An 11,646-nucleotide genomic window follows, 5' to 3' on the forward strand; every position below is an offset into this window, starting at 1 on the left:
GTGGCAGGCTGGCACAGCAGGCGCCAAAAGAGGCATGATCGAACAGCGATAACAAGAAAAGCATCCTGATATGACCCGAACAGCCCGCGTGACAGACCCCTCCTACGAATTGATGGACGACCACAACGGGTTGTCCATCATCTACCGTCAGCACGGATTCCCTTGCCCGCTGGTGCGTTGGCATTTTCACAAGGAATACGAACTGCATCTGATCGTCGCCAGCTCCGGCAAAGTATTCATCGGTGACTACATCGGTAATTTCTATCCGCAATCGCTGTTCCTCACCGGCCCCAACCTGCCCCACAACTGGATCAGCCAGGTGGCCGAAGACGAAGTGGTGCCCAAGCGCGACATGCTGGTCAATTTCACGGACGAGTTATTCGACAGCGGCCACTTGGTGTTTGCCGAACTCAAGGCACTGGCGCCACTGTTGGAGCGCGCCCAGTACGGCATCGAGTTTCGCTGCAAGCACACCATCCGCCAAGCCATGACCTTGATGCAGCGCATCGCCGATACCCAAGGCGTGACGCGTCTCGGGCACTTTTTCATTCTGCTGGAGTTGCTGGCTGCCTCTGACGACTATCAGCTGCTGTCCGGGGCCACGACGCCGCAATTGGCCGACGAGCACACTATCGATCGCACCAACCGGGCGGTGGATTACATCTTCGCGCATTACGCTCGGGAACTGCCGCTGGAAGAAGTCGCCGAGCACTTGGGCATGAAGCCGACCTATTTCAGTCGAGTGTTCAAGCAAGCCACCGGCCGCTGCTTCATCGAATTCGTCAATCGCCTGCGCATCAGCAAATCCTGCGAGCTGCTGGCCGATGGCAACAAACCGGTCACCGACGTGTGTTTCGAGTCGGGTTTCAACAATATTTCCAACTTCAATCGGCGCTTCCAGCAGCTCAAGGGCATGACGCCATCGCATTACCGACGGTTGGCGGTGCAGCGGTTGACCGAACAAAACCTTGGTTAACCACAAATCCCTGTGGGAGCGGGCTTGCTCGCGAAAGCGGTGGATCATTCAACAGTGATATTGACTGACACGACGCCTTCGCGAGCCAGCCCGCTCCCACAGGTTAAGACCTGTTTTCGCACTGAAAACCTGTACGTATTCAATAGGCTTTAACCGCTGAAAACCCGTCCCCTGCACCTCTCCCCTCAAAGTCCAGTGCAAAATAGTATCGATTGAAGTGCGATGGATGATTTGTCACGTCATCAATTGAAGGCTGTAATCAGTGCACATTCTTCCTGCCGTCGGAAGACACAAAAACAATAACTGTCCTTCTGTACCCGCTGGGTGCAGAAAAGGAGTGCACGATGCAACCTTCTGTAAAAGCTCTGCTTGCCCTCACCTGCATGACCCTCAGCAGCGTCAGCCTCGGCGCCCAGACCCTGACCATCGCCACCGTCAATAACAGCGACATGATCCGTATGCAAAAACTCTCGAAAACCTTCGAGGCCGAGCACCCGGACATCAAGCTCAATTGGGTGGTGCTGGAAGAGAATGTTCTGCGCCAACGCCTGACCACCGACATCGCCACTCAGGGCGGACAGTTCGATGTACTGACCATCGGCATGTACGAAGCCGCACTCTGGGGCGCCAAAGGTTGGCTGGAGCCGATGAAGGATTTGCCGGCGTCTTATGCCCTCGACGACGTATTCCCGTCGGTGCGCGAAGGCCTGTCGGTCAAGGGTTCGCTGTATGCCCTGCCGTTCTATGCCGAAAGCTCCATCACCTATTACCGCACCGACCTGTTCAAGGAAGCCGGGCTGACCATGCCCGAGCACCCGACCTGGACCCAAATCAGTGAATTCGCCAGCAAACTCACCCATAAGGATAAAGAACAGTACGGCATCTGCCTGCGCGGCAAGGCCGGCTGGGGCGAGAACATGGCGCTGATCACCACCGTCGCCAATGCCTATGGTGCGCGCTGGTTCGATGAGCAGTGGAAGCCGGAATTCACCGGCCCCGAGTGGAAGAACGCGCTGAACTTCTACGTCGACACCATGAAAAAATCCGGCCCGCCGGGCGCGTCGAGCAACGGTTTCAACGAAAACCTCGCGCTGTTCAACAGCGGCAAATGCGCCATTTGGGTGGATGCCAGCGTCGCTGGCTCCTTCGTCACCGACAAGACCCAAAGCAAGGTCAGCGACCACGTCGGCTTCACCTACGCACCGCACGAGACCACCGACAAAGGCTCGGCCTGGTTGTATTCCTGGGCGCTGGCAATTCCGACCAGTTCCAAGGCCAAGGACGCGGCGAAAACCTTCAGCGCCTGGGCCACTTCCAAGGAATACGGTGCGTTGGTTGCCGAGAAAGACGGCATCGCCAACGTGCCGCCAGGCACTCGCGCATCGACGTACAGCGATGCGTACATGAAGGCTGCGCCGTTCGCCAAGGTGACCCTTGAATCGCTGAAAGCCGCGGACCCGAGCAAACCGACCCTCAAACCCGTGCCGTACATCGGCATCCAGTTGGTGACCATTCCTGAATTCCAGGCCGTGGGCACCCAGGTCGGCAAATTGTTCTCGGCAGCGCTGATCGGCCAGACCACGGTCGACCAGGCCCTGACCGCTGCCCAGTCAACCACCGAACGTGAAATGAAGCGCGCCGGTTACCCCAAGTAACCCCCTTTGCGGGTAACCCCCGCTCCCACTGGTGAAACACAATCACTGTGGGAGCGGGCTTGCTCGCGAAGACGGCGCTTCATCCAGCATCAATATTGCCTGACACACCGCTTTCGCGAGCAAGCCCGCTCCCACATTAGATCTTCATAGGTCTGCATGAATCGGTTCTATCACCATGAATATTTCAACTGCCAAAGCTCACATGGACATTCCCCAACCGGTGCGTAAAAGCCGGTTGGCCAACCCCGGCTGGTTCCTGGTCAGTCCCTCGGTGGCGTTGTTGCTGCTGTGGATGATCGTGCCGCTGGGCATGACCGTTTACTTCTCGCTGATCCGCTACAACCTGCTCTACCCCGGCGAAAACGAGTTCGTGGGGCTGGAGAACTTCAGCTACTTCCTCAGCGACTCGGGGTTCCTGCCCGGCGCCACCAACACCTTGCTGCTGGTCGGCAGCGTGCTGCTGATCAGCGTGGTGTTCGGCGTGTTGATCAGTGCGCTGCTGGAGGCCAGTGAGTTTCTCGGTCGCGGCATCGTGCGAGTGATGCTGATCTCGCCGTTTTTCATCATGCCCACCGTCGGTGCGCTGATCTGGAAGAACCTGATTTTCCATCCGGTGTCGGGGATTCTCGCCTACGTCTGGAAACTGTTCGGCGCGCAACCGGTGGACTGGCTGGCGCACTACCCGCTGCTGTCGATCATCATCATTGTGTCCTGGCAATGGCTGCCGTTCGCGATCCTGATCCTGATGACCGCCATGCAGTCCCTCGACCAGGAGCAGAAGGAAGCCGCGCGCCTCGACGGTGCCGGGCCGATCGCGATTTTCTGGCACCTGACCTTGCCGCACCTGGCCCGGCCGATTGCCGTGGTGGTGATGATCGAAACCATCTTCCTGCTCTCGGTGTTCGCTGAAATCTTCACCACCACCAACGGCGGCCCCGGCTACGCCTCGACCAACCTCGCCTACCTGATCTACAACCAGGCGCTGGTGCAGTTCGACGTCGGCATGGCGTCCGCCGGCGGTTTGATCGCGGTGGTGATCGCCAACATCGCCGCCATCGTGCTGGTGCGGATGATCGGCAAAAACCTGACAGACAAAGCCTGAGGCCTGCGCCATGACCCTTCAACAATCCCGCCGTCTGCAAAGCCTGCTGCTCGGCACCCTGGCCTGGGCCATCGCGATCCTGATCTTCTTCCCGATCTTCTGGATGGTGATGACCAGTTTCAAAACCGAAATCGATGCGTTCGCCACGCCGCCGCAGTTCCTCTTCACGCCGACGCTGGAGAACTACCTGCACATCAATGAGCGCAGCGACTACTTCAGCTTCGCCTGGAACTCGGTGGTGATTTCCTTCAGCGCTACGGCTCTGTGCCTGCTGATCGCGGTGCCGGCGGCCTACTCGATGGCGTTCTACGAAACCAAACGCACCAAAGGCACGCTGCTGTGGATGCTCTCCACCAAGATGCTGCCGCCAGTGGGCGTGCTGATGCCGATCTACCTGCTGGCCAAGAGTTTCGGCCTGCTCGATACGCGCATCGCGCTGATCGTGATCTACACCCTGATCAACCTGCCAATCGTGGTCTGGATGATTTACACCTACTTCAAAGACATCCCCAAGGACATCCTTGAAGCCGCGCGCCTCGACGGTGCCACGCTGTGGCAGGAAATGGTCCGGGTGCTGCTGCCGATCGCCAAGGGCGGTCTGGCGTCCACGGTGTTGTTGTCGCTGATCCTGTGCTGGAACGAGGCGTTCTGGTCGCTGAACCTGACCTCGTCCAAAGCCGCACCGCTCACCGCGTTGATCGCCTCGTACTCAAGCCCCGAAGGTCTGTTCTGGGCCAAGTTGTCAGCGGTGTCGACCCTGGCCTGCGCGCCGATCCTGATCTTCGGCTGGATCAGCCAGAAACAATTGGTCCGCGGCCTGTCGTTCGGCGCCGTGAAATGAAGATCGCCGACTCAACGCGACCACTGTGGGAGCGAGCCTGCTCGCGATAGCGGAGTGTCATTCACCAGTGATGCTGACTGACACGGCCTCATCGCGAGCAGGCTCACTCCCACAAAAAAGCCCGCACGGCTCAACTGAATAACAACAAGTGGAGGCCCATCATCATGGCCAACCTGAAAATCAAGAATCTGCAAAAAGGCTTCGAAGGCTTTTCCATCATCAAGGGCATTGATCTCGAAGTCCGTGATAAAGAATTCGTAGTGTTCGTCGGCCCGTCGGGCTGCGGCAAATCCACGTTGCTGCGACTGATTGCCGGCCTGGAAGAAGTCAGCGGCGGCACCATCGAACTCGATGGCCGCGACATCACCGAAGTCAGCCCGGCCAAGCGCGACCTGGCGATGGTGTTCCAGACCTACGCCCTGTACCCACACATGAGCGTGCGCAAAAACATGTCCTTTGCCCTCGACCTGGCTGGCGTACCGAAAGCCGAAGTCGAGAAGAAAGTCGGCGAAGCGGCGCGCATCCTCGAACTCGGGCCGATGCTCGAACGTAAACCGAAACAGTTGTCCGGCGGTCAGCGTCAGCGCGTGGCCATCGGCCGGGCCATCGTGCGCAATCCGAAAATCTTCCTGTTCGACGAGCCACTGTCCAACCTCGACGCCGCCCTGCGGGTGCAGATGCGCCTGGAACTGCTGCGCCTGCACAAAGAACTCAAAGCCACGATGATCTACGTGACCCACGACCAGGTCGAGGCCATGACCATGGCCGACAAAGTCGTAGTACTCAATGGCGGCAAAGTCGAACAAGTCGGCTCGCCCCTGGACCTGTATCACCAACCGGCCAACCTGTTTGTCGCCGGGTTCCTGGGCACGCCGAAAATGGGCTTCCTCAAGGGCAAAGTCACCCGCGTCGAAAGCCAGAGCTGCGAAGTGCTGCTGGATGCCGGCACCCGCATCACGTTGCCGCTGAGCGGCGCCAACCTGAGCGTCGGCGGCGCGGTCACCCTGGGCATTCGCCCGGAGCATCTGAATCTCGCGCAATCCGGCGACTGCACCTTGCAGGTCACCGCCGACGTCAGCGAACGCCTGGGCAGCGACACCTTCTGCCACGTGGTGACCTCGTCCGGCGAAGCGCTGACCATGCGCGTTCGCGGCGACCTGGCCAGCCGTTATGGCGAGTCGTTGAGCCTGCACCTGGACGCCGAGCACTGCCATTTATTCGATGCCGACGGCGTGGCGCTGACCCGCCCGTTGCGTGCTGCGGCCTGATTTTAGAGAGTATCTGATGAAACTGAATAAACAGAACCTCAACCGCCTCGCCCCCGAGGTGGTCCTGCCCGCTTACGCCCTGAGCGACACCCGCCAAGGCATTGCGCACATCGGCGTCGGCGGTTTCCACCGGGCGCATCAGGCGTATTACACCGATGCGTTGATGAATACCGGCGAAGGTCTGGACTGGGCGATTTGCGGCGTCGGCCTGCGCGCCGAAGACCGCCGCGCCCGGGACGATCTCAAAGAGCAGGACTACCTGTTCACCCTGTTCGAGTTGGGCGATACCGACGATACCGAGGTCCGAGTGATCGGTGCGATTCGCGACATGCTGTTGGCTGAAGACGGCGCACAAGCACTGATCGACAAGCTCGCCAGCCCCGAGATCCGTATCGTTTCGCTGACCATTACCGAAGGCGGCTACTGCATCGACGACAGCACCGGCGAGTTCATGGCCCAGCTGCCGCAAATCCAGCACGACCTGGCGCACCCGAACGCACCGAAAACCGTGTTCGGTTTTCTCTGCGCCGCACTGGCCAAACGCCGTGCAGCCGGCACACCGGCGTTCACCTTGATGTCCTGCGATAACCTGCCGCACAACGGCGCGGTCACTCGCAAAGCGTTATTGGCGTTCGCCGCCCTGCGTGATGCCGATCTGCGGGACTGGATCGCCAGCAACGTGAGTTTCCCCAACGCGATGGTCGACCGCATCACGCCTATGACCAGCACCGAGCACAAGCTGCAACTGCACGACAAACACGCCATCGACGACGCCTGGCCGGTGGTCTGCGAACCCTTCGTGCAATGGGTGCTGGAAGACAAGTTCGTCAACGGTCGGCCAGCCTGGGAAAAGGTCGGCGTGCAGTTCACCGACGACGTCACGCCTTATGAAGAGATGAAGATCAAACTGCTCAACGGCAGTCACCTGGCACTGACTTATCTGGGGTTTTTGAAGGGTTACCGCTTCGTTCACGAAACCATGAACGACCCGCTGTTCGTGCGCTACATGCGTGCCTACATGGACCTGGACGTGACCCCGCAACTGTCAGCCGTGCCGGGGATTGACCTGACCGAGTACAAAAACACCCTGGAGGCGCGCTTCTCCAACCAGGCGATTGCCGATCAGCTGGAGCGCGTGTGTTCGGACGGTTCGTCGAAATTTCCGAAGTTCACTGTGCCGACGATCAATCGATTGATTGCCGATGGACGAGAGACGACGCGCGCGGCATTGGTGGTGGCCGCTTGGGCGTTGTATTTGAAGGGCGTGGACGAGAATGGCGAGACCTACAGCATTCCTGATCCGCGGGCGGCGTTCTGTCAGGCGCTGGTGGCGGATGATGCGTTGATCACGCAGCGGTTGCTGGCGGTTGAGGAGATTTTCGGTACGGCGATCCCGCATTCACCGGAGTTTGTGGCGGCGTTTGAGTGGTGCTGTAACAGCTTGCGGGATGTGGGCGTGACGCGGACTTTGGAGCGGGTGCTGGCCTAGGTGGCTTGAGTGTCAGAGAGAACCACCCCTCACCCTAACCCTCTCCCCAGGGGGTAGAGGGGACTGACCGAGTTGCTCTTGGTGCTACATCGACCTGAAAAATCGAGTCGAACTCAGGCTTGAAAAGCACAAAGATCGGCCCCCTTTCCCCCTCTCCCCTCTGGGGAGAGGGCTGGGGTGAGGGGTGGTTTTCAGATTAACGTTACAAACCAGCAGGACCGCCCATGGCAAACCAACAACTATTCCTCGGCATCGACTGCGGCACCCAAGGCACCAAAGCCATCATCCTCGACGCCGTCAGCGGTCAGGTGCTGGGCCAGGGTGCCGCCGCGCACAGCCTGATCACTGGCGCCAACGGCCGTCGCGAGCAAGACACCTCGCAATGGCTGGAAGCCTTCGCGCTTGCCACCCGCCGCGCATTGCTCGCGGCAAAGGTCGATGGCCAGGACATCCTCGGCATCGGCGTTTCCGGCCAGCAACACGGGCTGGTGCTGCTCGACGATCAGGGTCAGGTGCTGCGTCCGGCCAAACTCTGGTGTGACACCGAGTCCACCCCGGAAAACGACCGTCTGCTGGCCCATCTGGGTGGCGAAAAAGGCTCGCTGGAACGCCTCGGCGTTGTGATCGCGCCGGGCTACACCGTCTCCAAACTGCTCTGGACCAAAGAACAACACCCGCAGATTTTCGCTCGCATCGCGCGCATCCTGCTGCCCCACGACTACCTCAACTATTGGCTCACCGGCCGCAGTTGCAGTGAGTACGGCGACGCCTCGGGCACCGGGTATTTCAACGTGCGCAGCCGCCAATGGGACTTGCAGCTGCTGCGTGACATCGATGCCACCGGGCGACTGCAAGCCGCGCTGCCGGAGCTGATCGACGCTCATCAAGCCGTCGGCACGATCCTGCCGAGCATCGCCGAACACCTGGGCATCAACCCGCAGACGCTGGTCTCCAGCGGCGGTGGCGACAACATGATGGGCGCCATCGGCACCGGCAATATCAAGCCCGGCGCTATCACCATGAGCCTCGGTTCATCGGGGACGGTGTACGCCTACGCTGACCAGCCGACAGTCAGTCCGGACGCTTGCGTCGCAACGTTCTGCTCCTCCAGCGGTGGCTGGCTGCCGCTGATCTGCACCATGAACCTGACCAATGCGACCGGGGTGATTCGCGAGCTGTTCGAGCTGGATATCGAACATTTCAACGACCTCGTCGCGCAAGCACCGATCGGTGCCGAAGGCGTGAGCATGCTGCCGTTCCTCAACGGCGAGCGCGTCCCCGCCCTGCCCCATGCCACCGGCAGCCTGCTGGGGTTGACCATGACCAACCTGACCCAGGCCAACCTGTGCCGCGCCGTGGTGGAAGGCACGACCTTCGGTTTGCGTTATGGGCTGGACCTGCTGCGTCAGAATGGCTTACAAAGCCGCAGCATCTGCCTGATCGGCGGCGGCTCGAAAAGCCCGGTGTGGCGGCAGATCGTCGCCGACATCATGAACACCCCAGTCATCTGCACCGAACAAAGCGAAGCCGCGGCCCTTGGCGCTGCGATTCAGGCGGCGTGGTGCACGTCCTGGAAAAACGGGCATGAAGACAGCCTGGAGGACATTTGCGAGCGCTGCGTGAAGCTCGATCCCGCCAGCGAAACCTTGCCGATCGCAGACAATGTGGCGGCCTGTCAGCAAGCCTACGAACGCTATCAACAGCATGTCGCAACCCTTTAGAGAGTGAATAACTATGTACCTGGTGTGTGGCGAAGCGCTGTTCGATTTCTTCAGTGAAGACGACGCCAGCGGCCTGGCTTCAAAAGTGAATTTCAAGGCGATTGCCGGCGGCTCGCCGTTCAACGTCGCGGTGGGTTTGCGCCGTTTGGGGGTGGATGCTGCATTGTTTGCCGGCCTGTCCACCGACTATCTTGGTCGACGCTTGCAGCAGGTGCTGCAGGATGAAGGCGTGCGCCCGGATTACCTGGTGGATTTCGCTGCGCCTACGACCCTGGCGATGGTGGCCGTCGGTGCCAATGGTTCACCTCATTACAGCTTCCGGGGTGAAGGCTGTGCGGATCGTCAGTTGAAAACCGAGCACCTGCCGGAACTGGGCCCTGAGGTGCGCGGCTTGCACATCGGTTCGTTTTCGCTGGTGGTGCAACCGATTGCCGACACGCTGTTGGCATTGGTGCAACGGGAAAGCGGTAAACGCTTGATCAGCCTTGATCCCAACGTGCGGCTCAATCCTGAGCCGAATATCGACCTGTGGCGTTCGCGAATTGCCACCCTGATTGAGCTGGCCGACCTGATCAAAGTCAGCGATGAGGATTTGAGCCTGTTGTACCCCGAGCAGGATCCGCAACGGGTCATTGAAGGTTGGCTGCAGCATCGCTGTCAGTTGGTGTTTCTGACCCGTGGTGGCGAGGGGGCGACGGTGTTCAGCCGTCAGCATGGCTCCTGGTCGGTACCGGCGAGTTCAGTGAAAATCGCCGACACCGTGGGCGCTGGCGATACGTTCCAGGCGGCGTTGATTACCTGGCTGACGGAGCAGCAGCTGGATTCGGTTGAGGGTGTGCAGCAGCTGAGTCGTGAGCAGATTGATGCCATGCTCAAATTCGCAGTCCAAGCTGCGGCGCTGACCTGCAGCAAGACCGGGCCGGACTTGCCATATCGCCATCAGTTGGAAATGCGCTGAATGTGATGCCCCCTTCGCGAGCAAGCCCGCTCCCACATTGGATTGATGTCGTACACAAAACCAAATGTGGGAGCGGGCTTGCTCGCGAAGGGGGCGTCACTTACACCGCTAATCTTCCGGCTATAACACCGAAAAGTTGTAACTCACAATCAACCGGGTCTCATCCACATCCCGGGCAAACTTCTCGTAGTTGGTCCGGTACGTCGCATTACGCAATCGCAGGCTGACATCCTTGAACATCCCGCTCTGCACCACGTACTTGAGTTCGCTGTCGCGCTCCCACTCCTTCCCTTCCTGATCACTGCCCAGCACCTTGATATGGTCACCGTTAACGTAACGGGTCAGGAAACTCAGCCCATTAATGCCAATCGCCTTGAAGTCATAGTCATAACGCAGCTGCCACGAGCGCTCCTGTGCAGCAGCGAAGTCGTTGACCTGTACATAGTTGACCAGGTAGGGATTGGTCCCATCCAGATACGGCATCGAATTGTCGCCGTTCATGCGCTGCCAACCGGCGCTGAAGGTGTGGCCGCTGATGGCGTAAGCGAGCATGCCGCTCAGGGCGCGGTTGTCGATGGAACCTGCACGAGCAGCGCCGCTGTCGGCACTCTTGAGCAATCGAAGGTCAGCCTTGAGCACGCCCTCGCCCAACGGCTGGTTGGCCAGCAAGCCTATGAAGTGCTGGCGGTAGATGTCTTCCAGCTCGGCGTAGTGATATTGGCCGGTCAGGCGCTCGTTGATCTTGTAGTCAAAGCCGTACATGTCGAAATGATCGGCGGTGACGTTGCAGGCATAACGCTTGTTCTTGCAGTGCACGCGGATGTCCTGGGAATCGGTGGAATCCCGGGCGGTGTACTTGTCCAGCCGCGCCGCCATAAAGGTCAGGTCCTTGACCTCTTTGGACGTGAGCATTGCGCCGTTGAACATCGTCGGCAACAAACGACCGTCGTTGTACTTGAGCAACGGCACGTCGGGCAGCAATGCGCCGTACTTCAACACACTTTGCGAGACGCGCACTTTGGCGGTCAGGCCCAGTTTTGCGTATTCGTCTTTCGACCCGCGCGGATCCTGACCCGTGGACGGCAGCAAACCGCTGTTGCTGCTGTCGGCGCTGGAATCGAGCTTGAGCCCCAGCATGCCCAAGGCGTCGATACCGAAGCCGACGGTGCCTTCGGTGAAACCCGATTGCAGATTGAGGATAAAACCTTGGGCCGACTCTTCACGTTTCGAAGCGCCCTGCTCGGTGGACGTGTGTCCATCCCGGAAGTCGCGATTGAAATACACCGTGCGCGACTCGAGTTTCGCCGTGGTGTCGTCGATAAAACCGCTCGCAAAGGCCGACCCGGTAAAACCGGCGCACAGGACTAAAGCGCCGAAGCCGAGTGACTGGCGCGCGGTGATGAGAATAAAGGGGGGACGCATGAAAAAAAGCTCCAACAGTGCAGCGTTTGCGCAAGGCGCAATAAGCCAGAAAATAGCCTTCAGCCCGGACAAGTAACTTGCCAGGATGAAGTGGACACATAGAAGTGAGCGGCGATGATGGCAGAAGGCTGTTACAGGCTACAGACGACTTTAGTCGGTAAATGACTATTCGTTTCCTTGAACGAGGCGCTTTAATCCTGCACCATCCGCCCCA

9 protein-coding genes are annotated in these 11,646 nt (G+C 59.5%); 8 read left to right on the top strand and 1 reads right to left on the bottom strand.

Features of this window, described 5'->3' with window-relative positions; all coding sequences use genetic code 11:
- The first annotated feature begins 70 nt into the window (after positions 1-70).
- The 8 genes from DFS28_RS12330 to DFS28_RS12375 all read left to right on the top strand — a co-directional run bounded on the left by DFS28_RS12330 (position 71) and on the right by DFS28_RS12375 (position 10,010).
- On the top strand, positions 71-976 hold the full coding sequence (locus DFS28_RS12330; RefSeq protein ID WP_111450002.1) for an AraC family transcriptional regulator: 906 nt from the start codon (positions 71-73) through the stop codon (positions 974-976).
- Between the two features lie 344 nt (positions 977-1,320).
- Positions 1,321-2,631: a sugar ABC transporter substrate-binding protein gene (locus tag DFS28_RS12340; RefSeq protein WP_111450003.1), complete on the top strand. Its 1,311-nt coding sequence runs from the start codon at positions 1,321-1,323 to the stop codon at positions 2,629-2,631.
- A 175-nt stretch (positions 2,632-2,806) separates the two neighbouring features.
- Positions 2,807-3,733, top strand: a complete 927-nt coding sequence (locus tag DFS28_RS12345; protein ID WP_046055095.1) for a carbohydrate ABC transporter permease — start codon at positions 2,807-2,809, stop codon at positions 3,731-3,733.
- A 10-nt stretch (positions 3,734-3,743) separates the two neighbouring features.
- A complete protein-coding gene (locus DFS28_RS12350) occupies positions 3,744-4,574 on the top strand; it encodes a carbohydrate ABC transporter permease (protein WP_111450004.1) in 831 nt (276 codons plus the stop codon).
- A gap of 164 nt (positions 4,575-4,738) precedes the next feature.
- Positions 4,739-5,842 carry an ABC transporter ATP-binding protein gene (locus tag DFS28_RS12360; protein ID WP_111450005.1) on the top strand — a complete coding sequence of 368 codons (1,104 nt, stop codon included), beginning with the start codon at positions 4,739-4,741 and terminating at the stop codon, positions 5,840-5,842.
- Between the two features lie 16 nt (positions 5,843-5,858).
- Complete coding sequence (locus DFS28_RS12365; protein WP_111450006.1) at positions 5,859-7,331, top strand: mannitol dehydrogenase family protein; 1,473 nt, start codon at positions 5,859-5,861, stop codon at positions 7,329-7,331.
- 224 nt (positions 7,332-7,555) lie between these two features.
- Complete coding sequence (xylB, locus tag DFS28_RS12370; RefSeq protein WP_111450007.1) at positions 7,556-9,052, top strand: xylulokinase; 1,497 nt, start codon at positions 7,556-7,558, stop codon at positions 9,050-9,052.
- Positions 9,053-9,065: 13 nt separating this feature from the next.
- Positions 9,066-10,010 carry a carbohydrate kinase gene (locus DFS28_RS12375; RefSeq protein ID WP_111450008.1) on the top strand — a complete coding sequence of 315 codons (945 nt, stop codon included), beginning with the start codon at positions 9,066-9,068 and terminating at the stop codon, positions 10,008-10,010.
- Positions 10,011-10,130: 120 nt separating this feature from the next.
- Here DFS28_RS12375 and DFS28_RS12380 read toward each other — a convergent pair whose 3' ends face one another.
- On the bottom strand, positions 10,131-11,432 hold the full coding sequence (locus tag DFS28_RS12380) for an OprD family porin (RefSeq protein WP_111450009.1): 1,302 nt from the start codon (positions 11,430-11,432) through the stop codon (positions 10,131-10,133).
- Positions 11,433-11,646 lie beyond the last annotated feature (214 nt).

The organism is Pseudomonas sp. 478, from assembly GCF_003254125.1.
Classification (GTDB): Bacteria; Pseudomonadota; Gammaproteobacteria; order Pseudomonadales; family Pseudomonadaceae; genus Aquipseudomonas.